Origin of the sequence: Rheinheimera sp. SA_1 (assembly GCF_001669775.1) — a bacterium.
GTDB lineage: Bacteria > Pseudomonadota > Gammaproteobacteria > Enterobacterales > Alteromonadaceae > Pararheinheimera.
In genome coordinates this window covers 521548-547189 of sequence record NZ_LXWK01000011.1, presented here as the reverse complement: position 1 = coordinate 547189, position 25642 = coordinate 521548, and the positions used below count along the sequence as shown (strand labels likewise).

At 50.6% G+C, this 25642-nt stretch carries 18 protein-coding genes; 12 read left to right on the top strand and 6 right to left on the bottom strand.

Annotated elements, in window-relative coordinates; translation table 11 throughout:
• The first annotated feature begins 116 nt into the window (after positions 1 to 116).
• The 4 genes from A5320_RS03645 (at position 117) to A5320_RS03630 (ending at position 6362) form a co-directional block, all read left to right on the top strand.
• Positions 117 to 479 (top strand): cobalt transporter, encoded by a 363-nt coding sequence (locus tag A5320_RS03645; protein WP_157605611.1) that lies wholly within the window; start codon positions 117 to 119, stop codon positions 477 to 479.
• 96 nt (positions 480 to 575) lie between these two features.
• Positions 576 to 1934 (top strand): TolC family protein, encoded by a 1359-nt coding sequence (locus A5320_RS03640; protein WP_068061019.1) that lies wholly within the window; start codon positions 576 to 578, stop codon positions 1932 to 1934.
• Entirely contained in the window at positions 1931 to 3229 is a 1299-nt protein-coding gene (locus A5320_RS03635) for an efflux RND transporter periplasmic adaptor subunit (protein ID WP_068061016.1), read from the top strand. The genes A5320_RS03640 and A5320_RS03635 overlap by 4 nt, the downstream gene beginning before the upstream one ends.
• Positions 3219 to 6362 carry an efflux RND transporter permease subunit gene (locus A5320_RS03630; RefSeq protein WP_442966045.1) on the top strand — a complete coding sequence of 1048 codons (3144 nt, stop codon included), beginning with the start codon at positions 3219 to 3221 and terminating at the stop codon, positions 6360 to 6362. Before A5320_RS03635 ends, A5320_RS03630 begins: the two co-directional genes overlap by 11 nt.
• Before the next feature lie 68 nt (positions 6363 to 6430).
• Here the strand turns inward: A5320_RS03630 and A5320_RS03625 are convergent, their stop codons facing one another.
• From A5320_RS03625 to A5320_RS03615, 3 genes are read right to left on the bottom strand one after another with little or no spacing between them, the layout of a single operon-like run.
• Positions 6431 to 7993, bottom strand: a complete 1563-nt coding sequence (locus tag A5320_RS03625) for a sodium/sugar symporter (RefSeq protein WP_068061013.1) — start codon at positions 7991 to 7993, stop codon at positions 6431 to 6433.
• A 57-nt stretch (positions 7994 to 8050) separates the two neighbouring features.
• Positions 8051 to 9268 carry a galactokinase gene (gene galK / locus A5320_RS03620; RefSeq protein WP_068061011.1) on the bottom strand — a complete coding sequence of 406 codons (1218 nt, stop codon included), beginning with the start codon at positions 9266 to 9268 and terminating at the stop codon, positions 8051 to 8053.
• Complete coding sequence (locus A5320_RS03615) at positions 9255 to 10349, bottom strand: UDP-glucose--hexose-1-phosphate uridylyltransferase (RefSeq protein ID WP_068061009.1); 1095 nt, start codon at positions 10347 to 10349, stop codon at positions 9255 to 9257. The genes galK and A5320_RS03615 overlap by 14 nt, the downstream gene beginning before the upstream one ends.
• On the opposite strand from A5320_RS03615, the gene A5320_RS03610 reads away from it, so the two are divergent.
• The 7 genes from A5320_RS03610 to A5320_RS03580 all read left to right on the top strand — a co-directional run bounded on the left by A5320_RS03610 (position 10348) and on the right by A5320_RS03580 (position 19584).
• Positions 10348 to 10560 (top strand): hypothetical protein, encoded by a 213-nt coding sequence (locus A5320_RS03610; RefSeq protein WP_068061005.1) that lies wholly within the window; start codon positions 10348 to 10350, stop codon positions 10558 to 10560. The genes A5320_RS03615 and A5320_RS03610 overlap by 2 nt on opposite strands.
• A gap of 169 nt (positions 10561 to 10729) precedes the next feature.
• Complete coding sequence (locus A5320_RS03605; RefSeq protein WP_157605609.1) at positions 10730 to 13675, top strand: TonB-dependent receptor; 2946 nt, start codon at positions 10730 to 10732, stop codon at positions 13673 to 13675.
• A gap of 366 nt (positions 13676 to 14041) precedes the next feature.
• Complete coding sequence (locus tag A5320_RS03600; RefSeq protein WP_068060999.1) at positions 14042 to 15361, top strand: type II toxin-antitoxin system HipA family toxin; 1320 nt, start codon at positions 14042 to 14044, stop codon at positions 15359 to 15361.
• Positions 15358 to 15663 carry a helix-turn-helix domain-containing protein gene (locus A5320_RS03595; RefSeq protein ID WP_068060996.1) on the top strand — a complete coding sequence of 102 codons (306 nt, stop codon included), beginning with the start codon at positions 15358 to 15360 and terminating at the stop codon, positions 15661 to 15663. The genes A5320_RS03600 and A5320_RS03595 overlap by 4 nt, the downstream gene beginning before the upstream one ends.
• Before the next feature lie 276 nt (positions 15664 to 15939).
• Positions 15940 to 16242: a hypothetical protein gene (locus tag A5320_RS03590; protein WP_068060989.1), complete on the top strand. Its 303-nt coding sequence runs from the start codon at positions 15940 to 15942 to the stop codon at positions 16240 to 16242.
• A gap of 281 nt (positions 16243 to 16523) precedes the next feature.
• On the top strand, positions 16524 to 17423 hold the full coding sequence (locus A5320_RS03585) for an AraC family transcriptional regulator (protein WP_068060986.1): 900 nt from the start codon (positions 16524 to 16526) through the stop codon (positions 17421 to 17423).
• A gap of 28 nt (positions 17424 to 17451) precedes the next feature.
• Complete coding sequence (locus tag A5320_RS03580) at positions 17452 to 19584, top strand: hypothetical protein (RefSeq protein ID WP_157605605.1); 2133 nt, start codon at positions 17452 to 17454, stop codon at positions 19582 to 19584.
• A 189-nt stretch (positions 19585 to 19773) separates the two neighbouring features.
• Here A5320_RS03580 and A5320_RS03575 read toward each other — a convergent pair whose 3' ends face one another.
• On the bottom strand, positions 19774 to 21879 hold the full coding sequence (locus tag A5320_RS03575) for a glycoside hydrolase family 97 protein (RefSeq protein WP_068060983.1): 2106 nt from the start codon (positions 21877 to 21879) through the stop codon (positions 19774 to 19776).
• Between the two features lie 253 nt (positions 21880 to 22132).
• Between A5320_RS03575 and A5320_RS03570 the strand changes: the two genes are divergently transcribed.
• Positions 22133 to 23545, top strand: a complete 1413-nt coding sequence (locus A5320_RS03570; RefSeq protein WP_068060982.1) for a phospholipase — start codon at positions 22133 to 22135, stop codon at positions 23543 to 23545.
• Positions 23546 to 23577: 32 nt separating this feature from the next.
• Here A5320_RS03570 and A5320_RS03565 read toward each other — a convergent pair whose 3' ends face one another.
• Together A5320_RS03565 and A5320_RS03560 are read right to left on the bottom strand one after the other, a co-directional pair.
• Positions 23578 to 24543 carry a S41 family peptidase gene (locus tag A5320_RS03565; RefSeq protein WP_068060981.1) on the bottom strand — a complete coding sequence of 322 codons (966 nt, stop codon included), beginning with the start codon at positions 24541 to 24543 and terminating at the stop codon, positions 23578 to 23580.
• Positions 24544 to 24674: 131 nt separating this feature from the next.
• Positions 24675 to 25610 carry a hypothetical protein gene (locus A5320_RS03560; protein ID WP_068060980.1) on the bottom strand — a complete coding sequence of 312 codons (936 nt, stop codon included), beginning with the start codon at positions 25608 to 25610 and terminating at the stop codon, positions 24675 to 24677.
• Positions 25611 to 25642 lie beyond the last annotated feature (32 nt).

Genomic DNA, 25642 nt, shown 5'->3' with positions numbered 1-25642 from the left:
GTACCAGTACTCAGGCTGGCACTTTGCTGGTCTGAGTGACTCGTCAAACTCATTTATACGCTTGAGAAGTAGCCGCAGCATACGCTATGATGCGGGCTGCTGTTACAGAGGGCGTTATGCCAAAATCATTCATCCGGTTGATATTATTAATGTTTATCATGCTTAATCATGCCGTTTCGGCTTGTGAGAGTTTGGTTATGCATTTGCCGGATGAAAATCACCCGTTTTCGGTGCTGGATAGCAGCTCGCATGATGAATTGCCTTCACACCAACATGAGCATCCGCATCAGCAACAGGTTGATGCCGATGCGACGTCAGACAATGATGAACATCATCCATCGCACGCCCATGTTTCTTGTCATATTTCATCGATGTACCTGGTTGATGCTGCACCGGTACTGCATCACCCGGCTGCAACATTGCAATACGCCTTAATTACCACCAGTTATACACCTGACGTTCCTCCACCAAACGCTTGATTGTTATTAAGTTCTTTATTGTTCAACGGCCTTGGATCCATTGATTTCAGACCTTTGAGCTGACTTTTTATCAAATGTTTATTGTGGAGCATCTTTATGCTTATCAAATTTGCCAGCGCTGGTTTCCATGCGCTGCTGGTTGTTATGTCGATCATTATTTCGTCGACAGTGATAGCCGATGAGGCCGGTACTCAAAACACTGCACTCTTGACCAACGAACTCTTGACCAACGAAAGTTCGACCAACGAACTCACGATCAACGAAGCGCTACGGCGCACTTTACTGCAAAGCCCGGCGTTGCAGCTGTACCCTTATCAGCAGCGCATCAACGATGCCGCAACTTTACAGGCCGGGTTAACTCCGAATCCGGAACTGAATATCAGCCTGGAAAATGTCCTCGGCAATGGTAGCAGCAGCGGCATCAAAAGTGCTGAACTGACATTAAGCCTCAGTCAGCTCATTGAATTGGGTGACAAAAAGCAAAAACGACTGGATCTGAGTCAGTGGCAAAGTCAGCTGAGTCAGCAGCAATATCAGCTGGCGAAAGTTGATGCGCTGGCCGCGACCATGCGCAGTTTTCTTGAATTGTTGCACCATCAAGGCTTGCTTCAATGGACGCTGGATAAAATCGCCATTGAACAACAAGCATTAGCTGCGGCGAAAATCCGCGCCAAGGCCGGTGCGGTGCCGGAAGCGGATGTAGCACGTTTAGAGCTGCGGGTGCTGCAAAGCCGGATGGAGCAGCAGGCTTTGCTGCAGGAGCAACAAAGTTTACAGCGGTTACTGGCACAGCACTGGCTACAAGCCCCTGATTTTTCAACCCTTGAAGGTGATTTAGCCAAGCTGCCGCAGTTACCGGCACTCGCCGATGTATTGCTGCAATTACAACAAGCGCCACAACTGCAGTATTGGCTGACCCAAAGCCGGTTTGCGCAAAGTCAGCAGCAGCTGGCACAAGCTTTGGGGCAGGCGGATCTGACGGTCGGTGCCGGTGTTCGTCGTAACGAAGCGCTGAATGAAAACGCTTTTGTGCTGCAACTCAGTATGCCGCTCACCCTGGAAAACCCCAATCAAGGCAATATTCTGGCAAGTGCCGCTGCGGCAGAGCAAGCAGAACTGTTGCAACAACAACAGCAGCAACAGCTGGTGTTGCAGGTGGAACGCTCTTTCCAACAACTAACGGCACTGAGCACCCAACTGCATGATTACCACACTGCCGTGCTACCAGCCGCTGAGCGGGTATTGCAGCAAATGTTGGCCGGTTATCAACAAGGTTTGTTTGATATGACCGATTTATTGGCCGCGCAGCAGGACATTTTGCAAACCCGCCGCACCGTGCTGGACCTGCAATACCGGCTGCATCTGCAACTGCTGGAACAAGAACGCTTCACTGGTTTACCGCTGGTCGTGAATGGCCCGACGGCGCTAACATCACCACAGGATGATTCAAAATGACTGCTCTCTTTTATATCCCAACATATAGTTTCCAAAAGTTGATCGACGTCGCCACCCAACTGGTGTTGACGCTGCTCGTTGCCATTACCTTGCTGAGTTTAAGTGGATCTGCACTGGCTGGTGAAGATGATCACGGCGAAGAAGCCCACGCTGAGGAACCAGCCAAAGGCCCGCATGGCGGTCGATTACTCAGCAAGGATAACTTCGCGGTTGAAGTCAGCATTTACGAAACTGGCGTTGAACCTGAGCTGCGCTTGTACTTTTATCAGGATCAACAGCCGGTTGCAGCGGCTGACCTCAAAGCTAAAGTTCAGGCCAACGTCACCATCAATCGTTTAGGTGAAACAGCTGAAAGCATCAACTTCACCCCGGAATTGGATTATTTACTCGGCGATCAAATCATCCGCGAACCACATTCTTTTGCGGTGGAAGTAGCAGTCAGCTATCAGGGTAAAAGCTACGACTGGCACTACGACTCGTTTGAAGGCCGCACTGTGCTTAGCGAGCGCTCGGTGACAAAAGCCGGTATTGAACTGGAACAAGCTGCTGCCGGGCAAATTCGCACCCAGTTGCATTTGTTTGGCGTGGTGGCTGTGATTCCTGAGCAGCAATATCAGGTTGGCGCAGCTTATTCCGGGATTGTGCGAAACTTAGCGGTGAAAGTTGGCGACCAAGTGAAAAAAGGTCAGATTTTAGCGCAGCTGCAAAACCCGGCGACGTTGAAAAACTATGCCATCACAGCGCCAGCTTCGGGCGAAATAACCGCAACTTTTGTCAATGTTGGCAGCAAAGTCACCGAACAGCCAATTATAGAAATCAGCGACTTATCCTCGGTTTACGTCGAAATGTCGGCCTTTCCCGGTGATACCGAGCAGTTAAAAATTGGCGATGCTTTTGCAGTCAAAGACTTACACGGCCATCAATCAGCACAAAGTAGCATCAGCTACATAGCGCCACAAATGACTGGCGGCCATATCGCCCGCGCCCGCGGCGTGATTGCCAATAATGAGGGCCATTGGCGCCCTGGCATGCATGTGAAAACGGACGTCACCGTTGCCAGCATCGATGCACCGATGGTGATTAAAAAATCGGCGTTACAGCAATGGAACGACAAAACGGTGATTTTTATCAGGGTTGGCGACACTTTTGAAATCCGCATGCCAGAGCTTGGCCGCGCAGATGATACCCAGGTCGAAGTGTTGTCCGGCGTACCGGCAGGCGCCAGCTATGCCACCAGCAATAGCTTTATCCTCAAAGCCGATGTGCTGAAATCGGGGGCCAGCCATGATCATTAATACGGTGCTGAAAGCCGCGCTGGCAAGGCCAGTGCTGGTGATGTTGCTGACGTTGTTGTTGGCGGCTGGCGGTTTGTGGCAAGCAAGCCAGTTGCCGGTTGATGCGGTGCCAGATATCACCAATATTCAGGTACAAATTAATACCGCAGCGGAAGGTTTTTCGCCGCAGGAAACCGAACAGCGCATTACTTATCCGATTGAAACGGCGATGGCTGGATTGCCGAAGCTGGAATATACCCGTTCGTTGTCGCGTTACGGCTTGTCGCAAGTGACGGTGGTCTTTGTGGAAGGCACTGATATTTATTGGGCGCGCCAGCAAGTGTCGGAGCGACTGCAAGCGGTGCGTAATGAATTGCCGGATGATATTGATGCCGAAATGGGGCCTATTGTTTCGGGCCTTGGCGAGATTTTTTCTTATACCGTCAAAGCCGCCGATGATGCGAAAAAAACTGATGGAAGTAGCTATAGCCCGGAAGATTTACGCACTATTCAGGACTGGATCATCCGGCCGCAGCTGTTAAAAGTACCAGGCGTGACCGAAATTAATACCATCGGTGGTTATGTCCGTGAGTATCAGGTGGCACCGGATTTGGTGAAATTACTGGCGTTTAAGCTGACGCTGGATGATTTGGCGCAAGCCTTGTCGCAAAACAACAGCAATATTGGCGCCGGTTATATTGAACGCAATGGCGAACAGTGGCTGATCCGATCGCCGGGGCAACTCGGCAGTGTTGAGGATATCGCCAAGCTAGTCATAGCTAAACGCGACGATGGCCCGGTGCGGGTGCAAGATGTGGCGGAAGTGGCGATTGGTAAACAACTACGCACCGGCGCTGCGACTCAGGATGGTGATGAAGTGGTGCTGGGTACAGTGATGATGCTGCTTGGCCAAAATAGCCGTGTTGTCGCTCAAGAAGTAGCAAGCCGGCTGGCCGCCATCAACCTGCGTCTGCCCGCAGGCGTGGTGGCGCAGGAAAATTACAACCGCACTATGTTGGTGGATAAAACCATCAACACGGTGAAAACCAACCTGCTGGAAGGCGCGGTGTTGGTGGTAGTGATTTTGTTTTTGTTCCTTGGCAATGTGCGGGCTGCGATTTTAACGGCCTTGGTTATTCCGCTCAGTATGTTGTTTGCGATTACCGGCATGGCGGCGAATAAAGTCAGCGGCAATTTGATGAGCTTGGGCGCCATTGATTTTGGCCTGATTGTCGATGGCTCGGTGATTGTGGTCGAAAACTGCTTACGCCAGCTTGGGTTAGCGCAACATAAACACGGCCGGTTATTGAGCTTAAACGAGCGCGCCGCCGTGGTGCTTGCCGCCACCAAAGAAGTGATGACACCGGCGATGTTTGGCGTGCTGATCATTATGCTGGTGTATTTACCGATTTTTGCACTCAGTGGCATCGAAGGCAAAATGTTCCAGCCAATGGCCTTTACCGTGATTGCGGCGTTACTTGGCGCGTTATTGCTGGCGATTACCTTTATTCCGGCGGCGATAACGCTGTTTGTGCGGGGTAAAATATCCGAACAGGAAAACTGGCTGATGCGGGGTTTGCGTCGTGGTTATCAGCCGCTATTGCGCGTTTCCATCACCTTGCCGTTGTTGTTGGTTGGTGCTGCGCTGCTGTTACTCGGCGTGACGTTGTGGCAAGCCAATAACATGGGGTCGGAGTTTTTACCGAAATTGGATGAAGGCGATATTGCGATGCACGCGCTGCGTATTCCCGGTACCAGCCTCACCCAATCGGTAGAGATGCAAATGCAGCTGGAAGCCGATATTGCGACCATGCCAGAAGTGCTGCGGGTGTTTTCAAAAATCGGCACACCTGAAGTGGCAACGGATCCAATGCCGCCGAATGTCGCCGACACTTTTATTATCATGAAACCGCAGTCAGCATGGCCCAATCCAGCAAAAACCAGGGCGCAGTTTGATCAGGAACTAAGAACACTGGTCGAGCAAATCCCAGGTAATAAATACGAGTTCACTCAGCCAATTGAAATGCGTTTTAACGAGCTGATTGCCGGCGTGCGCACCGATGTGGCGGTGCGGGTGTATGGCGATGATTTGGATGTGCTGGCAGAAATCGGTGAGCAAGTGGCGGCAGTGCTGGGCGAAGTGCCAGGCGCGGAAGATGCGCGGATGGAACAAGCCACCGGTTTGCCGCTATTGTCGATTGAACCACAGCGTGACCATTTAGCCTTGGTCGGCATGGATGTGGCGAAAATGCAGCAGCTGATTCAAACGGCGATTGGCGGACGACAAGTCGGGCTGATTTATGAAGGCGACCGCCGCTTTAAACTGGTGCTGCGTTTACCTGAAGCCCTGCGGCAGGACCCGGCAGCGCTGGCGCGAATTCCAATCGCCTTGCCGGTCGATGATTCTGCTGAGCTTCGGTATGTGCCGCTTGGCGAAATCGCCACCATCGAAGAAATCAGTGGCCCAAATCAAATCAACCGCGAAAGTGGCAAACGTAATGTGATAGTCACCGCCAATGTCGAAGGGCGCGACTTGGGCAGTTTTATCAACGACGTGCAGCAAAAAATGGACGAACTGCCATTACCAGAAGGCTATTGGCTGGATTACGGCGGTACTTTTAAGCAGCTGCAATCGGCCACCGAACGGCTGATGATTGTGGTGCCGTTAACCTTATTGCTGATTATTGGCTTGCTGTATGGCGCGCTTAATTCAGTGCGCGATACGCTGGTGGTGTTTAGCGGCGTGCCATTGGCGTTGTCGGGTGGCGTCTTTGCATTGTTGCTACGCGACATGCCGCTATCGATTTCAGCGGCAATTGGCTTTATTGCGCTATCGGGCATCGCGGTGCTCAACGGCATTGTGCTGATTAGTTTTATCCGCCAGTTACGCGAACAGGGTTTAGCCTTGGTTGAAGCACTAGAACAAGGCGCGATGTCGCGGTTAAGACCGGTATTGATGACGGCGTTGGTGGCGAGCCTCGGTTTTGTGCCGATGGCGTTTAACAGCGGCACCGGCGCCGAAATTCAGCGGCCATTGGCGACCGTGGTGATTGGCGGCATCGTCAGTTCGACTTTGTTGACGTTATTGGTGCTACCCGCCTTATATCGGTTGTTGCATTGGCGGAAAAATACCATCGCAGCTAGCAGGCACTAAAAAAGCCGTTATGCCAGCACAAAAAAGCTGGCATAACTCTCTCCAATAGCTTAGCAGGCGCTCAGCTTTTACCACCAGGCGTAATAAAAACTCGCCACCACCAAAGTCACCGCCACGGCGGCATAGTTAAAACTGGGTTGGGTAGCAAAATTGATATCCGACAACTGCACAGCCGTTGCTGGAGCTGGCTGGCGTTCGCTGAGCGAGACCACCACCGCCAGCAGCAAGCAGCTTAAAAACACCAGACCAACTCTGTCCATAAAAGGTAGTTCCGGCCAAAACGTTTTCGCCAGCAACGACAACACCGCTGAGCCAATTGCGGCTGCGAGCGCGGCATTGGCGGTGGTGCGCGACCAGAACATGCCCAGTAAAAACAGCACTACAATGCCTGGGGTGAAAAAGCCGGTAAATTCCTGAATGTACTGAAACGCCTGATCAAAATCACCGAGCAATGGCTTAGCGGTGATTAACGCCAGCGCCAGCGCGAACACACTGACCCAGCGACCGGTTTTCACATAATGTTGTTGTGATGCAGCCGGTTTGAGCTGGCGGTAAATATCCATGGTAAAAATGGTGGCGACACTATTGGTCATCGACGCCAGACTCGACAAAATTGCCGCCACTAAGGCCGCGAATATCAACCCTTTAATGCCTGATGGCATCAGATTCATCAGTTGCGGATAAGCCTCGTCCGGTTTGGCTAAATCCGGCAAAATCAGCACTGCGGCAATACCGGGTAATACCACGATGATTGGCATCAACAGTTTTAAAAAGGCAGCAAATACAATGCCTTTTTGCGCTTCGGCTAAGTCTTTGGCGGCTAAAGCGCGCTGAATAATATATTGATTAAAGCCCCAATAAGATAAGTTAATGACCCACAAGCCGCCAATCAGCACCGATAAGCCCGGCAGACTGACATAATGTGGATTGTCCTTGGTTAAAATCATCTGAAATTTATCCGGCGCTTGTTGCATCAACCGCTCTAAACCAGCATGCACACCCTGGCCATCGCCTATTTGCTGGAGCGTCAGATAGGATAAAAACAACCCGCCCGCCACCAGCAACACCACCTGAATAATGTCGGTAAATGCCACCGCTTTCAGGCCGCCATACAGCGAATAAGCCAGGGATAACAGTGCCAGCAACAACATACTCTCAAACAGCGCCAGACCGGTGACGGCATTCACCGCCAGTGCACCAAGCCACAACACCGCCGTCAGATTCACCAGCACATACACCGCGATCCAAAACAGCGCCAGTGTGGTGCGGACCCGGTTGTCAAAGCGCTGCTGCAAAAATTGCGGCATGGTATAAATTTGTCGTTTCAGAAAAATCGGCAGGAAGTATTTTCCGACAATAATCAGGCTGATGGCGGCCATCCATTCATAAGAGGCAATCGCCAAACCTATGGCATAACCCGAACCCGACATGCCAATAATTTGTTCGGCAGAAATATTGGCGGCAATCAGCGAAGCGCCAATCGCCCACCAGGGCAGGCTGTGGCCAGCGAGGAAATAGTCGTTAGTATCTTTTTGCTGGCCTCGTTCATCACGCGATACCCAATATGCCAGCAGCATCAGCCCCAGCACGTAACAGCCGAGAATGGCCAAATCTAAAGTGGTGAGTGTCATGTTTTCCCCGGTAACAATTAAGTCATGCTGTTATTTTTATGGATCAGAATTTAATAATCATCTGGCTGGATGCAGTTGCAGAGCGCCCTGACTGGGTTCGCAGATAAAAAAGTCGGCTTGCAGGCCGGTGTGTTTTGGGTATTCACGCTCAACCACGGCACAAACATCGGCCACCAGTTCAGTGGGCAGCAAAGCGACCACACAACCACCAAAACCACCGCCGGTCATCCGCACACCACCTTGAATACCAATCACCTGATGCACCAGCTGCACCAGGGTATCGATGGCCGGCACGGTAATATCAAAATCTTGCTGCATCGACTGCTGCGATTCGGCCATTAACCGACTGAGCAGCGCCAGATCGCTTTGTTGCAGCGCGGTTGCCGCCAGTTCAGTGCGCGCATTTTCGCTGACCACATGCCGGGCGCGTTTAAATTCCAGCGGCGATAATCGGTGTTGTTGCTGTTGCAGCTCACCGCTGCTGATATCACGCAGCGCTTTAATCCCCAGCTTGATGGCGGCTTGTTCACATTGTTGCCGCCGCTCGTTATAGGCGCTGTCGACTAAACCACGCTGCACATTGGAGTTAATAATCAACACCGACAGTGATTCGGGAATTTTCACCGGGGTACAAGCGAGGCTGCGGGTGTCAATCAGCAGTGCATTGCCTTGTTGCCCCAGCGCAGAAATGAGCTGATCCATAATGCCGCAGTGGCAACCGACAAACTGATTTTCGGCCTGCTGACCATTTTTGGCATTGTCGCTTCCCGACAAGGGAAAACCGCTCAGACTACTAAAAGCCAGGCCCAGCGCCACTTCCAAAGATGCCGACGAACTGAGACCGGCGCCTTTGGGCACATTGCCGCTGATGGCAATATCACATCCCCGCAGCGGATAACCCTGTTGCAGCAGGCTATTGGCGACGCCCCGCACATAATTGGCCCAGCTGTAGTGTGGATGGTGGGCAATAGGGCTTGTTGTTGTGTCGGAAGCTGGGTGGATATCAGGGTGAGCCGCAGAAAATGGCAAATCAAACTCGTCATGCTGTTGATAATCCAGCGCCAGCACCTGAATTTTTTGATCGTCGCGCGGCGCTGCCAGCACCCAGGTATAAAAGTTAATGGCACAAGGCAGCACAAAACCATCGTTGTAGTCGGTATGTTCGCCAATCAGATTGACCCGGCCCGGCGCCTGAAATATCGCCGGGTGCGACCGATGAAAATGGCTGGCAAAAGCCTGGGTTAAGGCCGGTAACATCGATTCAGCACTGCGCATGATCTGCTCCTTGCGACTTTAGCTTGGCTATGGGCGTTTTGTAATGGACGTTGCTTTGCGCACGCAGTCTGGCGGCGGCTTGTTCCGGTGTCATATCACGCTGCACTTCGGCCAGCATTTCATAACCCACCATAAATTTTTTGACGCTGGCTGAGCGCAGCAGCGGCGGGAAAAAATGCGCATGCAGTTGCCAGTGCGCCAGATTGTCGGGTTGGTCGTCGCCAGCTGGCGTGTAAGGCGCGCAGTGCCAGCCCATCGAATAGGGAAAGGCACACTGAAACAGGTTGTCGTAACGAATTGTCAGTTGCTGCAAAATATCGGCAAGCGCCAGTTGCTGCGCATGGTTCAGTTGCTCCATCCGGGCAATCGGCGACAGCGGCAATAACAAAGTTTCAAACGGCCAGCTGGCCCAATAGGGCACCACCACCAGCCAATGTTCGTTTTGCACCACAATCCGTTCGGCTTTTTGGATTTCCTGCGCCGCATAATGCAGCAACAGATTTTTGCCCTGAGTTTGCAGGTACTGACGTTGCGCACTATCGGCTTTAGCTGGCAAGGTGGGCACGGTGTTGCTGGCCCAAATCTGGCCATGCGGATGTGGGTTAGAGCAACCGTTGATCGCGCCCTTATTTTCAAATACCTGCACCCAACAATACTGCTGCGACAACTGTTGATACTGGTCGATCCAACTGCGGATCACCTGCAAAATCTGCAGCTGACTGAGTTCCGGCATGGTGCGGCTGTGGTCGTTGGAATAACAAATCACTCTGCTGGTGCCCTGCGCCGACTGCAAAATAAACAAATCGTCTTCGTTGTGTTGGTAGGCCGGAGTGTGTTCGGTCAGCGCCGCAAAATCATTGGTAAACACAAAAGGTTGGCGGTACTGCGGATTACGCTCGCCATTAATGCGACTATTTCCGGCACATAAATAACAGTCCTCCGCATAAGAGGGCAGCACTGCAGTGGCCGGTATTTCCAACTGACCTTGCCAGGGGCGTTGTGCGCGGTGGGGTGACACCAACACCCAATCGCCACAAAGTGGATTAAAGCGCCGATGCGGGTGTTCCGACTGTTCAAACATGGGGTCTCCTTTTTTTTGCTGGCGGTTGCTGGCGCTGACGTTAGCGCCTGGCACAAAAGCCCGTCAACGACAGATCCGGCAAAGGTTACAAAGCGGGAATATTCTGTTGGTAAAGCGCAGCGGCCCTGGCAAAACCTTGTTGTTACCTGCTTTAGTGCCAGCACGCTGGCGCTTCAGCCCGGTTCTGTTCCTGATGCGACTACAGTTTTAAGCAAAGTCAGCGCTTTGAAATTTTCGCGTTGTGCCCATGCTTATTTTTCAAGAAACAGCCAGTGGATTTAAGGAGGCGTCGAGCAGATAAAAGGCGGATTAATAAAGCCGTTCCAGCGTTGAACAGCAATGAGCCACCACGCGCTTCATTGCCAAACAGCTTCTGGCCAATGGCTTTTTTAGCTGGTGTACCGCAAAGCAAAACTGCAGAGCAACATCGCAAAGCAAACCGCAGAGCAATTTCGCAGTGTAAAAGTGCCGGGCCGGATTTATTGACTACACGAGGCAATCCCATGAATAAAAACTATCTGGCACTTTTAATCAGCTCGGCGTTGGCATGGCCAGTCGCAGCGGCGCTCCCTGCCGCCGTACAGGACAATAGTGATGTGCAAACAGAGCAGGAAGCAACAAACACTGCCAAAAGCAAAAAGACCAAAAAACCACAAGCCGACGACAGCGTCGAAGTGATTAAAGTCACCGGCATTCGCAGCAGCTTAAAAGAAAGTCAGGAAATTAAAAAACTGGCTGACAACGTGGTCGATGCCATCGTCGCCGAAGATATCGGTAAGTTCCCTGACGAAAACGTCGCCGAAGCGCTACAGCGTATTCCGGGCGTCAGCGTGACCCGCTCCAATGGCGAAGGCCAGACGGTGACAGTGCGTGGCTTAACCGGCGATTACAACATCACCACCCTAAATGGCCGCAAGTTGGCTTCTGATAATCCGTCGCGTGACTTTAACTATGACGTGATTGCTTCTGAGCTTATCAACGGTGTGCAGGTGCATAAAACGCCACAAGGCCATTTGCCGGAAGGTGGCATCGGCGCTGTGGTCAACGTCCAAACAGCGCGGCCATTGGATATTGGCAAATTTGTGCTGTCGGGATCGCTGAACAGCACTTACAACGAACGGGCCGAAAGTAACGATCCAAGAGCGTCGATGTTTATCAGCGACACTTTTCACAACGACACTTTTGGCGCTTTAGCCTCCATCACCCATTCCAATTACACCAACCGCCACGACAGTTACCAGGCCTGGAGTTTCAGCGAACGGCCGGTCGATATTGGTCGTGATGGCATTGTAGAACACGCCGCCGTGCGTTTTCCGGGTTATGCCCAGCTGACGTCTTATGCCGATGAACGCACCCGCACCGGCGGCACAATGGCGCTGCAATGGCGGCCAGCCAACAATATTGATGTGAATTTTGATGGTTTATACAGCGTGTATGACATTGATTCACACGGCCGACAGTTGTCGGTGGTGACCTATTCCGAGTCCTGGTTACCGGCGAAAAATGGTGTTTATACCGGTGTCAAAGTGGGTGCTGACGGCTGGGCCGAACAATTAGCCTGGAAAGGCCCGGCACTGATGGATATCGTCGATACCCGCGCACCTAGACGCAATACCACTTACCAGTATGGCTTGAACGTGAATTGGGCGCTGGACGACTTTACCTACACCTTTGATATTTCCAGCTCGGAAGCCGAAAACAAAAACAACGGCGACAACAAATATGTGGTGGCGCGCTCCGGCGTCGAATCGGCCAGCATGAACTGGAATAATGGTCAGGCCGTGCCGGATATTATCTTGTCGGAAGAAGTCACACCCAACAGTGTGTTCGGGGCCTGGTACACCAATACCGACGGCACCGGCGTCAAAGACGCAACCCAGAATGCGGCGGTTACCGGCACTTGGGAAAACGATGGCCTGGTGAGCAAAGTGATATTTGGTGCCGGTTTTGACAGTCAGGAAAAAGAACGGACCACCCACCGGTCACGCAACGCTTCTATTTTCGCCGGCGAGAATCTGGCAAAAATTAACGCGCCGCAGTCCGCGTTGGTGAATTTCTATGGTCATGAATGGTGGCGCTTACCAAGTAACGCGCTGGATGCCGGTAATATCAGTAACTTTATGGGGGACAACAAATCAAATATTCCGGCCAACTGGGCCACGGTGAATATGGATAACCTGTATAAGTTTTTAGGTGAGCTGGATCCGGCCGCCGCCGCTTTACTGCAAACCGATATCGCCAAATCGCAGTCTTATATTATCAAAGAAGAAATTGCCCATGCTTTTGTCGAGATGAATCTTGAAGACGAGCTATTTGGCAAAGCCTATTTGCTGAACCTTGGCCTGCGTTATACCCGTACCGATGTCGCTGCCAGCGGTCATACCCAGAATATTCATAACCTGCGGTTTGATGCTAATGGCCAGCCGGTGGATAACAGCTGGGAAGCAGTGCAGCCGGTGCAGGAAGATTCCAGTTATGACGACCTTCTGCCAAGCCTGAACTTTAAGTTGAACCTGACCGACGAGGTGATTTTCCGCACCGCCGCTTCGCAGGTGATTTCACGGCCATCGCTGGCGGAAATGGCGCCTTATACTTACATCAACATTAAACCAAACGAGCAAGGGGTACGCAGTTATGAAATGCGCACGCCGGGGTTAAAACCTTATACCGCCGATCAGTTTGATACTGCGCTGGAATGGTATTACCACGACAGCGGCACTGTGACCTTTGCCACTTTTTACAAAGAAGTCGCCAGCTTTATCAAGTGGGATAAAACCACCGAAAGCATTGACGGTCAGCCATTTGAAGTGTGGAAACCTTATAACGACGCCAGCAAAACCGCTCGAATTCGCGGTTACGAACTGGCCTGGTTACAAACCTTCGACGAGCTATTACCAGATTATTTGGCCGGCTTTGGCTTACAAGCCAACTACACCTACAACGACAGCGTTTCGGGCGAAAAAGACGACAAAGGCAACGAAAAACCGTTTCGTGGTTTATCAAAAAACCAAACCAACCTGGTGGCCTTTTACGAAAACCACAACTTTGAAGCGCGTGTCGCCTATAACGCCCGATCTGGTTATTACGCCTGGGATAACTGGTCGACTATCGGCGGCAAATCGGTGGCCGAAGCGCTGCACAACAACGCCACCAGTTGGATGGATGTTGGCGTGAGTTACGACATCACTGACAATTTCACCATTCGTGGCGACATTGCCAACCTGCAAGACAAAATAGACACCCGCTATTTAGGCCACCCGTCGCACATCCAATACGCCGCCACCTACGGCCGCCGTTTTTCACTGGGGGTGCGGGCGAAGTTCTAACAGTGCAGGTGTTTTTGGGTAAAACACCTGGCTGATGCAGCTTCGTTACACCGATGTTATTACGCAATAAAATTGAGAGTTTAGTCACTTGAGTTCGATGTAAGCACCTGGAGTTTGACCCGGCATTAGCCGGGTCTTTTTTTTGCGTTTTAAAAGAAACGCAGCGGGCAGTATCAGCGGACTGCTATCCCTTTACAGTAACTTTGAGGCTGTTGGTTCTTATGATCCCAACGTCTTCCGGTACAAAGCGGTAATAAACTACCGTTTAATGTGGATTTTTACGTATTTATCGGTAGCAAACTACTGTTTTTTGCTAAAAAACGGAGCTAAACTACCGAATAGCTAAATCCTTGGACTATTCATTTGATGCTGCTGCAAACATATTGGGATGGGCGCTGGCACGATGCCGCAACGCTGAGTTTTTCCGGAAATGGTAAGGATGCCAGAGTTCAGATTGATTACTTGCTGGACTATCTGCAACAGACCGGTGTGATATTTGATTCCTGCAGTGAACAGGCGGTCACGGTAAACGCGCCAGTCTCGGTGATTGAAGCAGAGTATCCGCGTTGGCCTGGTTTGCTCGACGATTTACTGCCAGCTGGTAAAACCCGGCAATGGTGGTTGCAACGGCTGGATATCAGTCATTTAAATGTGTTTGAAGCAGATTGTATGTTGCTGGCAAAAACCTGCATGTCGCCTGTTGGCAATGTGCGGGTGAAGGATGCTGTGCTAGCGCCGGACGACACTGCGACGCTGCGATTTCCGCTGGAGACGATCTGCCGGCTGGAACATGATTTTCTCGAGTATGCTAATAGCCGCGGAGCTGCAGTCGGTGGTGCGACCGGCGCCGCCGGGGTGGCACCGAAGCTGTTGTTGATGGTTGAAGGCAAAGAGGTATATATCGACGGCGATTTTGCTGGCAAAGCAAAAACTGGTAGTCCTTTTCTGGTGAAGTTTGCCCGAAATTTACGCACTGAACGCGACAACAACATTCTCAGAGCAGAAGCCGCCTATTACCGGGTGCTATCAAAGCTACTGACAAATACCGGGATCAGCACCATCGATAGCGACCAGCTACAGCTACATGATGTTGATGGTCACGTCAGTTTATGGTTACCGCGTTTTGATGTAGTTGAGCAAAACGGTTATCTGCACCGGCTGGGCATGGAGAGTGTGTATTCGGTGATCGACGCCGGTCCAGGCAGTGCCTGGGATCACTTTGATGTTGTCAGAGTGCTTTGGGATCGCCTGAGCAGCTCGATGATCCAGAGCCGTCAGCAATTTGTCACTGAATATGTGATCCGGGATCTGCTGAGTCTGGTGTTTGGTAATTCCGACAATCATGGCCGCAATATGTCGTTTTTGAAACAAAACGGCAATGTGAGTTATGCGCCGATTTATGATTTTGCACCGATGAAAGCCGATCCCGAACAGGTCACCCGCTTGTTTAAATGGGGCAGAGGTGCGGAGCTGGCAGCAGTGGTGGATTTTACAAAAGTGGCAGCGCAACTGGCCGATTTAATCGACCCGGACCTCCTGTTAAGCACATTGCGACAACTGGCAGTACAACTGCTCGAAGTGCCCGTAATGTTAGCGCAAGCCGATTGCCCAACAGAGATCCTGAACTTTCCCGCTATTGGTTTTGCTTATTTGCCAGAGAAGCTAACACGGATGAAATTGTTATGAAATCTTCAAATAAAACCCAATTTCAACAACAGGTTATAGATAAACTGAACCGCGGTGAAATCAGTTTGGGACAAGCTGTGCAGCAAATTCGCACCGGCTTGTATCAGATGACCCAAGCCAATTATGCCCGTCTGTGTAAGGTGTCGGAAAAGACCTTGCGTGAAGTGGAAAAAGGTAACACCGACCCGCGCCTGTCCATTGTTGAAAATCTGCTGCGACCCGGCGGCTTTACGCTAACTGCCCGGTTAAAAGTCAATCAGGTGAAATCGATGTCTGAGCTGGTGGGGAATAATCTGTTGTAATTTTGAGTCCGGCCGGCACTTGATTATCTGCTTGCAGCTAAAGTCTGTTCTATAGTTTTGGCGATCTGTTCATTTATATCTCCCGTTCATTATTAATGAACATCAAAATTGATTGAACAGATGGGGCTGTTTAAAGACTTCTTATTCCTTTAGCTGTGCAGTTTGTTGAAATTAGCAATGAATGCATCTAGCTTCAGTTGTCATGGCGTGCAACACAAGGCGGAGATTTGCTGGCTTTTCGTCATTGCAAATTTAACGACAACTCGCGGAGGAACCATGAAATTTATTGTCATGCTATTGAGTATTCTGATATTTCCGGCACTTGCTGCTGACGAAGTGCTGCAACGGTTAATGAGCATTACCGACAAACAAACATTCCTGCAGTACAAAGAGAATGTTGACTGGATAGAACAATCGCCGAAGGTAACTTATATCAGCCAAGATAATCGGGATGTCTTTGGCAATGGTTCGTTTACCACGGTCACTGGCTACGACTGCGACAGAGATGGCAAAGTAGACGATCCACCGAAATGCGCCATTTTGTTTGAGCTGCTGCAAAAGCATTATCAGAAGCACTGAGTCTGCGCCACAGCAGCTGCGACCGGACAATAAATCCGGCCTGACTAAACGGCAGTATCGTCCCCAGCTGTGCTGCCAGTGTTGCATTCGCCATGCAAGTCCATCGTCCTCCATGACAGATGTTTCTAACCAGCGATTCCCGCTTCCCATCCATTTATTCCTATTTCCTAACCCACTTATTGTGGATATTGCATACAATATATAATATAAATATTATCTAAGGCAGAGTGGTCTGGAAACGAGTTACCCGGACAAGTGCCGTCAGAAACAGGAGGCAGGGTATGCAAGAGTGGCTGAACCGCATCATTTTTGATTACAGCAGCCCGTTGACACGGCAGGGTAATGAACACAAGTTTGGCTTTCGTATTCATAGCCCGGACGTGATGCCGCATAGCCACTGGCATGGTCATATTGAAATCAACTTTCTGTTTAACTGCTCTGCCGAATATTTGATCAATGGCCGGAAAATTTATGTGCCGGAAGGGCGAATGATCCTGTTTTGGGCGTCAATCCCACATCAGCTAACCGCCAGTTTTGGCGATGGCTATATGGTGAATATTTATATTCCGCTACAGGCGTTTCAACAGTGGAAATTTCCCAGTGAATTTATTGGCGGTCTGCTGCGAGGTGAAGTGCTGGTGGCCGACAATGCCCATCCAAGTGATGTCGAATTGACCCAGCTATGGGACAAAGATTTAGCACTGAAAAACGATGCGCTGACGGCGCAGGTGGTCAGTGAAATTCGTGGCCGTATTCGGCGGATGTCGGTCGAAAGTTACCAGAGTTTTGGCGCTGGTGATAAAGCCGGACTGAAAGCTGGCCAGAAAGAGCAAAAAAATCCGGTGGCTGGGTTATCACATATCGACAGCATGCTGCGTTATATCGCCGACCATTATGACCAGAAAATCACCATCAGCGACGTGGCAACGGTCACCGGGCTGCACCCTAATTACGCGATGAAGTTGTTTCATCGGGTGATGAAAATATCAATAAAACAATATATTAACCGGCTGCGCTTGTTACATGCCCAGGCGTTGTTGGTTGATACCGAGCATGGGGTGCTGAATATTGCGATTGAAGCCGGTTTTGGTTCGATCAGCCGTTTTTACGATATTTTTCAGCAAGAACTACAAATGACCCCGCAGCAATATCGCAATAAAACCCAGAAAATCCTGGCCTGAGTCAGGCCGCTGTATTTGAGGAATCAACATGACCAAACCAATCCTTTTGGCGCTTTGTGGCAGCCTGTTGTTGCTGGCCTGTACTAGCCAGGAACAACCGATAGACAAAGCACAGCCGATACCGGCAGCTGCTGCAGCAACTCCTGCCGTATCAATGCAAGCCAATAGCGATATCAATAGCCTGGCCAATAGCTTAACTGACCGTTGGCAGTTGCAGCCGGGCGGTATTCGCTGGCAGGTGAAAGATGCGCATCAGGATCATCTGGAATTTAGTGGCGAGCAGTTGTCGGCGATTATTTATTATGGTGCAGACAACAAGGGTGAGCTGGTGCTCAAGCGCAAAGTGGTGTGGCCGTTATTGCGCACCGTGCCCAACGACACCCACGCCAGTTTAATTCACGAATTTGATCTGACAGTGTCGCCCGCATTGCGTCTGAACGGTGAGTTGTTGCAATCGGAACGGCCGGAATGGGTGCAATACAACGGCCTGTTGACCATTCACAGCAAGTTAAACGCAGACCTTAGCCTGCAACGCACCTTAGCCCCAAGCCCAACCGCGGCTTTTATGGTGGAACAACATACGCTGACCAACCATGGCCGCGAAGTGCTGACGGTGCAGGTGGCGCCGCTACAGTATCAGCAGCAAACCGATGCCGCCAAAGGGGTAGATGGTAGTTATCTGATCCGTGGTCACAGCGATTTTGCCGGTGATCTGACACTGCAACCTGGTGAAAGTAAAAGTTATCAGCTGAGTTTTAGTGCGCTGCGCGCCAAAGATTTGGTCAGCGCCAATACCGGCACCGATGCCAGCTACAGTACCAGTACAGAAATCAGCCCGCAGCAGGCCGCCGACACTTTGTTGCAACGTAAGTTATACGTGGCGTCGTTAGCGCAAAAACTGCAGCTGGAAACTCCGGATCCAGTGTTGAATCAAATGTTTGAATTTGCCAAGTTGCGTGCCGCTGAAAGTATTTACCGCACCAAAGGTGGTTTGCTGCATGGACCTGGTGGCGGCCGCTATTACGCGGCAATTTGGGCCAATGATCAGGCCGAATACGTCAATCCGTTTTTCCCGTTTTTAGGCGATGCCAATGGCAACGAGTCGGCGCAGGTGAGCTTTGGCCATTTTGCCCGTTTTATGAATCCGGAATTTAAAGCGCTGCCTTCATCCATCATCGCCGAAGGGCTGGATATCTGGAATGGTGCAGGCGACCGCGGTGATTGCGCGATGGTAGCTTATGGCGCCAGCCGATATGCTTTGGCTGCGGGATCACCACAACAAGCACAGCAATTATTACCGCTGATTAACTGGTGTCTGGCCTATAACGAGCGTCAAACCACCAAAGACGGGGTGATTGCTTCAGACAGCGACGAGCTGGAAAACCGTTTTCCGGCTGGCAAAGTCAATTTAAGTACCAACTTACTGGCCTATGGCGCGCTGGTGTCGGCCGGACATTTGTATCAGGCACTTGGCGATGACAGCAAAGGGGCCTTGTTGCAGGCGCGGGCCGCGACACTTCGCACTGCGATTCACCAGTATTTTGCCGCGGACGTCGAAGGTTTTGCCACTTACCGCTATTACGATGGCAATACCAAATTACGTGCCTGGATAGCGCTGCCGCTGGTGATGGGATTAAACGAACAAAAGGCCGGTACGCTGGCGGCTTTGTTATCGCCTGCGCTTTGGAGTGAAAACGGTATTTATACTGAGTCCGGTGATAAAACCTTTTGGGATCGCGCCACTTTATATGCGTTTCGCGGCATTTTTGCCGCCGGTGAAACCGATACCGCGATGAAATACCTGAAATATTACAGCCGCAAACGCCTGTTGGGCGAGCATGTCCCTTTTGCGGTTGAAGCCTGGCCGGAAGGCGATCAACGGCATTTGTCAGCTGAAAGTGGGTTATATGCCCGTGTCATCACCGAAGGTTTATTTGGCATTGAACCGACTGGTTTTGACCGCTTTACGCTGGCGCCACGGTTACCGACCAGTTGGAACAGCATGTGTTTGCGGCACATCCGCGCTTTTGCCAGTAACTTTGATTTATGTGTGCAAAAACAGAATGTTGGTGCGCTTTATCTGATTGAGTTGACTGAACAAGGCCAAGCCAGCAGACAGCTGCTATGGGATGGCGTGAGTCCTTTGGAGATACAGCTTTAGCCTAAAATAGCTGAAGCGAGTCGGTAATACTGCCACAGAATGTCGAACAACAAGGCCTGCAATCGCAGGCCTTGTTGTATTGACGATCTAACCAAGTCATTTTCGGTTCGTTGTTTGGCTGGATAATTCTGTAGAGCTTCACAATTGCGGCAACAATGTATTTGTAGCCGCAACACATTCGCCTGATGTTTAGCGCAGCGGCGTTAAGATCGCGGCAAAACCGCCACCGGCCACCATCGGAATGGCAAGTTTGTCGCCCGATTTCACCACCCGTTGTTCCAGCAGGTAATCTTCGGCATACCGATCGGCATTAATGCCGTCCTTCATCAATGTCAGCTGGTACGATCCTTTGGGCAGAAAATCCAGCATGATGGGTAAAGTGCGGGGCTGGTCGTTGGTCATACCGCCGAGGTACCAGTTATTGCCGCTTTGCCGTGCCATCACCAGATATTCGCCAATAGTCCCGTGCAGCACTTTAAAGTTGTCCCACACTGTTGGGATCTGGCTGATAAAGGTTGGGATCTCCGGCTCGGCCAGGTAGCTGCTTGGTGTATCGGCCAGCATTTGCAGCGGGCTTTCATACAGTACAAACATTGCCAACTGATGGGCGCGGGTGCCAAGGCTCATTGGTCTGGAAAACACCGCATTAAAATCTTTACGATGGGCGTTACGCATGGCGCCCGGCGTGTAATCCATCGGGCCTGCAATCATCCGGATAAACGGCAAATGCAGGTTGTGGGCTGGGGTAATTACATCTGACCATTTGTGGTTTTCCAGGCCTTTTACCCCTTCGCGCGTTAGCACATTAGGGTAGGTGCGGTGAATCCCAGCCGGTTTATAGGAGCCGTGAAAATTCACCATCAGCTGATATTTGGCGGCCATGGCGGCGGCACGCCAGTAAAAATTGACCATGCTTTGGCTGTCGCTGTTCATAAAATCGATTTTCAGACCGGTGATGCCCCATTTTTTATACAGCGCCATCGCCGCTTCCATGTTTTTATCCAGGCCAGTCCACGGTACCCACAGCTGCACGGCGACGCCTTTGTTTTTGGCATGGGCAATAATGGCTTGTACGTCGATGGTTGGCAGCACGGTGAGCACATCGTCATGGGTTGACCAGCCATCATCAATCAGAATATTTTCGATGCCAAATTTTGCTGCAAAATCAGCATAATATTGATAGGTCTTGGTATTAATGCCAGCTTTAAAATCGACGCCTTTAAAGTTGTTTTCGTTATACCAGTCCCAGGCGATCTGACCGGGTTTGATCCAATCTGGTGCGCCAATTCTGGATGGTTCGGCCAGCAGATAACTCAGTTGAATATTTAACAGCTCGGCATCAGAACGCGCCACGCCAATAATGCGCCAGGGGTAATTACGCGCCCGCGACACCGCGCCAAGTGTGTTGGTAAATTCACCTTTTTTATCTAAATCAAATGGATGCACGCCATAAATGCCACCATCACCTTTACCCTTTAGCCACAGACCCGGGTAATCCTGTAAATCGGTTTCCGTCAGCAGTAAATTCACGCCTTTGGCCACAAACAGCGCCGGTAAGCTGCCAAGTTCAGCGCCATCAATATTTTTCGCTGGTAACGGGGTAAAGGTTGGTTGAGTGGCGGTGCGGAAATCTTTTTCAAACGGGAAATAGCTGTAAGTACCAGCGACAAAATTAAAGTTCGCTTGTTCCTCCAACAGCGTGGCTATGCCTTGCTCTTGTCCTGACGCGGCTTTGCCTTGCTCTTTTCCTGGCGCGGCTTCGCCTTGCTCTTTTCCTGGCGCGGCTTCGCCTTGCTCTTTTCCTGGCGCGGCTTCGCCTTGCTCTGTCCCCGCCATTTTACCAATTAGCCGGTAAGCAACGCCTTCGTTAAATGCGCGCAGTTGCAGGCTGAAATTTTGTTTAAATTCAAGGGTTAGCTCATGGTAATGGTTGCGGATCATCGCCGTGCGCACCCGGACTTCCGGCGCGACTTCTTCGTCCACCGTGCTGCGCTGCTGGTTTAGCAGCTCAGCGTTGGCGCCAAATTGCACGCCATCGGCAAAACTAAGATTGATAACGGATGGCTTGATCAGCTGCTGGCCGTCGACATAAAGCTGATACTGCAGCTGTTTATCGTTGTCGACTTTTAACTCGAGCCGGCCGTCCGGCGATTTCAGACTGAAAGTTTCAGCAGCAAGTCCGGCCGACCATAAACCACAATAAAGAACCGCAACGAACACTGCAGAGCCTCGCTTGGCGACAAGTGGTAACCATTGCGCCGGGCGACGTTGTAATAGCGTGGGTAATCTCAACATTCCATAACCTCCTTTGATGAATAATCCAGCATTGGAGCAGTTAGATCCCTCGTAAAGCGCGCGCTTTTCAGCCGTTAGGTTCCCGTAAAATAAGCTGTCGCCACAAATCCTGTTGACCGGCAAGGACACCGAAAGCCTGCCACCCGATTCAGTGAGCGGACGAGAGCAATGGTCAGACTGGCATTTCCGGCGCAGGCTTCGCATACTGGTTTGTCAGATAGATAAGCGTCAGCGACAACAGAAGGAGCTTGGTATGTTGGTGGTTTTTGTACATGGCTGGAGTGTCACCAATACTGATACTTATGGCGGTTTACCCGCGGCGCTTGCCAGGTTAAGCCAGGCTGAGTCCAAGACCAGGATCAGCCATTTGTTTCTGGGCAAATACATCAGCTTCGCCGATGAAGTAAAAATGGATGATATTGCCCGAGCCATGCAATTTGCGGTCAACACGGAAATTCTGCCGCTGCTGAACGAACACGAAAAATTTGCCTGTATTACCCATTCTACCGGCGGTCCTGTGGTCCGCAGTTGGCTGGATCTGTTTTTTAAAGACCGACTGCAGCAATGTCCGATGCAGCATCTGATTATGTTGGCGCCTGCCAACCATGGATCTTCTCTGGCGCAACTGGGTAAAAGCCGGGTTTCGCGCTTAAAATCGCTGACACTTGGTATTGAGCCTGGTACTGGCGTGTTGGACTGGCTGGAACTTGGCAGTGACCAAAACTGGCACCTCAACCACTCCTGGTTGCATTATCAATGTGTTGCGCAGCAGTTGTTTGTGTTTGTGCTGACCGGTCAAACCATCGACCGGGCATTGTATGACCATTTGAATTCTTATACCGGTGAGCCTGGCACCGATGGTGTGGTGCGGGTTGCCGCTGCCAATATGAATTATGCGATGATCCGGCTAGTGCAGCAGGATGCCCATTTTGAACTGCTATCCTGGAAGCAACCTGAAGTTTATGCTTTTGGTATTTTGCCTGGGCAGGCGCATGCCGGTAACCTTATAGGCATTATGAGCGGCGTTAAAGGCGACGATGATGGCAGTCACACAACGGTATTTTGGCTACATCAATGCCTGAAAGTTCGGGATGCCGTGGCTTATCAGCAAGTCGCCAAAGATTTGCAACGTTTGAGCAAAGCTACCCAAAAAGACGAACGTACTGACATCGTTGAGAATGGTTTTTTGATCAAACGAACATTTATCACCAGTCGTTACAGTATGCTGGTGTTTCGGATGTGCGACGATCGCGGCAATCAGCTCCTTGATTATGACGTCAAATTCACCGCTGGTCCGGATTACAACGAAAACCATCTGCCGCCAGGTTTTTGTGTTGATCGCCAGCGCAACCAGCAAAACCCAGGTAAATTAACCTATTACGTCGATTTTGATTTATTAGCCAAATGGTTGAAAAGACCAGAGCTTGCCGACTGTTTTGGTTTTAAAATCCAGGCGCGTCCCAGCGGTGGTTTTGCTTATTATCAGGCTGCGGAATATCGCAGCAGTTTTACCGGGTTTTGCCAACATCTGGCACCCAATCAAACATTGATGATTGAGATAGTGCTCAAGCGAATCGTGCATCAGGGGGTGTTTCAGCTGACCGAACGCACTGAACCGGAAGATTTCAGTAGCCAATCCTTTGGCGAGCCGCTACCTGATGCCTGATTGCAGGGTGTTATTGAGCTTGCGGCCGATGATTAATCTGCAGCAATTTGCTGCAAAGCCAGACTGTACGCTTTGTTGAATGCATCTGCGCTCTGGTAAAAATAATCGGGAACAACACCGTCATTTTCCCAATTTTCAGTTGTCACCGGATGGGTGATGGTGGCGTGATTCATTTTAAAGGCGATGCTGTCACTGATCCTGACAATTTTTCTGATGTGGTCAAAGCCCATGGTGTTTTCACCCACGATAATGGCTTTGTTAAATTGCTGAAGGGTATACCCAAAAAACTCCCAGCTACCTGCGACAAAAGCTGAATTCACAATATACAGTGGGAAATCCTGCTTAAATTTCTCATAGCCTGTGATGTTGGCTGCGGTTAGAGTTTCAACATGTTGATTAAATTTAATATTCGCAATTTTAGTTTCAGCTTGGACAAAGTAGCTCATGAGCTGCTGAACGACAGCAATTGCCGCTTCATCAGCCAGTCGCAAGTCGATAATCAAGGCGTCAACACCGGCTAATAACTGCAGTTGTTCGGTGAGCATGTCACTGGCATTCGGGTACTGAAAATTGCCGGTAATTTTCACATAACCAATATTGTGATCAAGAATGCCCGTCGTGAATTCGTCATGCTGGGATGTCGGGAAATCGACATTGTGTTGATCGAAAACAGCCAGTGTTGTTGGCTGTTGTTGGATTAATTCAAAGCCTGAATCCTGGGTAGCTTGAAAAAGAATGGTGGTAATCTCATGATTTAATAATGAAAAATCATACTGGCCATTGAAGTGCCCGCTACTTAATTTTGCAAGTAACTCGGCTGAGGCCACTTTTGCTTTGTCTGCAGACACGTAACTGAGATTGAGTTCACGTGCAATATTCTGTACCGCCAGGTGAATTTCTGCGGTGGTTAGCTGCGGGTTTAATGTCGCAGTCTGCGCCTTGAGCTGCGACGACCAGCTCAGCAGCAACAGTAACAAGGTCGGGAACAAAAATTTCATGACGGCCTGCTTCTTTCAGATTGGGCTCGGATCAAATCCAACGGCGCCGAGCGGAAGATTTATCTAAAGTTGTGCTGCTCTGGCAAATTAACAAGACTGACAAGCAAATATTGGCGATCGCCGGAGCGATGCTATTGATAGGTTGCCTCATCTTTAACGGCAGGTGCTGGGGTGCCTTGCTTTGGTTGCACCTGCAATGGTATTTGTTCAGTCGTGGTTTGTTGGTGCGATGCAGATTTTAGGGGCTTGTCTTTGGGATCTGTGGCAATAACTGCTTTATCTGCAAGCGCTTTTTCTGTAACGGCTTTATCTGAAACAACAGTCACAGGCGAAACCACATCCGGTTTTGGCAAAGTTGTTGGTGTGGTTGCCTGAGTGTCCTGTTGCAGGTCCGGCAGCAATGCCGCGACATTGGTGTGCGGTAATACTTTTACCCTGTTTTCATGATAAATAAACAGATAACTGGCGGTGCGGCTGATCAGGCTAGCGCCTTGTAACGTCGAGGTTTTCAGCTCTTTTTGTGGCATCGGGTAAACCAGTAGAATTTCCAACTTGCTACCTTTATCAGCACGAATATTTTTTGCCAGTTTATTGCCATTGCTCCAGGCAGCCATCACCAGATAACTGATCAACAGCAATGGCATCCAGAGCGTCGGTTGGGGTGCCCACCAGCGTTGAAAGCTAGTTTCAGTTGACTGCGCATAACGGAATATTTTGCTGCGACAGTGCCTTTCAAAAGCGATCGCGGCGACAAAGACCGACACCATCAAGGCTAACGCCAACACTACTTCCGGATGGGTTAGTGCCGCCAGTAAAAAGTCGCTGATTTCCAGATAAGGTAATACATTCAGCCCAAAACGGTACAGTAAGGTGGTTTGGAATAACAAACCCATCAGACTGATCGCCAGATACAACAACGTCAGCGTCAGACTGGGGTTTTCGCTGGCAAACAGCTGGCATCGTTTTAGCAGTTGGTTGGTTGTTTCATCACTGTGTTGCGACATGGGAAACATCGCGGCACGTTCTGCTTTGCTGGCTGCTAACCATTCTTCCTGGGTTACTGACATGATCATCCCTGCATCTACGTGACATTTTTGCT

What these genes read in the sequence shown, in the direction of transcription:
- A5320_RS03630 (WP_442966045.1), top strand. Translation starts at nt 3,219, where the DNA reads ATGATCATTAATACGGTGCTGAAAGCCGCGCTGGCAAGGCCAGTGCTG.
- A5320_RS03580 (WP_157605605.1), top strand. Translation starts at nt 17,452, where the DNA reads ATGACCAAACCAATCCTTTTGGCGCTTTGTGGCAGCCTGTTGTTGCTG.
- A5320_RS03615 (WP_068061009.1), bottom strand. Translation starts at nt 10,349, where the DNA reads ATGTTTGAACAGTCGGAACACCCGCATCGGCGCTTTAATCCACTTTGT.
- A5320_RS03575 (WP_068060983.1), bottom strand. Translation starts at nt 21,879, where the DNA reads ATGTTGAGATTACCCACGCTATTACAACGTCGCCCGGCGCAATGGTTA.
- A5320_RS03570 (WP_068060982.1), top strand. Translation starts at nt 22,133, where the DNA reads ATGTTGGTGGTTTTTGTACATGGCTGGAGTGTCACCAATACTGATACT.
- A5320_RS03645 (WP_157605611.1), top strand. Translation starts at nt 117, where the DNA reads ATGCCAAAATCATTCATCCGGTTGATATTATTAATGTTTATCATGCTT.
- galK (WP_068061011.1), bottom strand. Translation starts at nt 9,268, where the DNA reads ATGCGCAGTGCTGAATCGATGTTACCGGCCTTAACCCAGGCTTTTGCC.
- A5320_RS03640 (WP_068061019.1), top strand. Translation starts at nt 576, where the DNA reads ATGCTTATCAAATTTGCCAGCGCTGGTTTCCATGCGCTGCTGGTTGTT.
- A5320_RS03635 (WP_068061016.1), top strand. Translation starts at nt 1,931, where the DNA reads ATGACTGCTCTCTTTTATATCCCAACATATAGTTTCCAAAAGTTGATC.
- A5320_RS03585 (WP_068060986.1), top strand. Translation starts at nt 16,524, where the DNA reads ATGCAAGAGTGGCTGAACCGCATCATTTTTGATTACAGCAGCCCGTTG.
- A5320_RS03595 (WP_068060996.1), top strand. Translation starts at nt 15,358, where the DNA reads ATGAAATCTTCAAATAAAACCCAATTTCAACAACAGGTTATAGATAAA.
- A5320_RS03600 (WP_068060999.1), top strand. Translation starts at nt 14,042, where the DNA reads ATGCTGCTGCAAACATATTGGGATGGGCGCTGGCACGATGCCGCAACG.
- A5320_RS03605 (WP_157605609.1), top strand. Translation starts at nt 10,730, where the DNA reads ATGGCTTTTTTAGCTGGTGTACCGCAAAGCAAAACTGCAGAGCAACAT.
- A5320_RS03565 (WP_068060981.1), bottom strand. Translation starts at nt 24,543, where the DNA reads ATGAAATTTTTGTTCCCGACCTTGTTACTGTTGCTGCTGAGCTGGTCG.
- A5320_RS03590 (WP_068060989.1), top strand. Translation starts at nt 15,940, where the DNA reads ATGAAATTTATTGTCATGCTATTGAGTATTCTGATATTTCCGGCACTT.
- A5320_RS03625 (WP_068061013.1), bottom strand. Translation starts at nt 7,993, where the DNA reads ATGACACTCACCACTTTAGATTTGGCCATTCTCGGCTGTTACGTGCTG.
- A5320_RS03610 (WP_068061005.1), top strand. Translation starts at nt 10,348, where the DNA reads ATGGGGTCTCCTTTTTTTTGCTGGCGGTTGCTGGCGCTGACGTTAGCG.
- A5320_RS03560 (WP_068060980.1), bottom strand. Translation starts at nt 25,610, where the DNA reads ATGTCAGTAACCCAGGAAGAATGGTTAGCAGCCAGCAAAGCAGAACGT.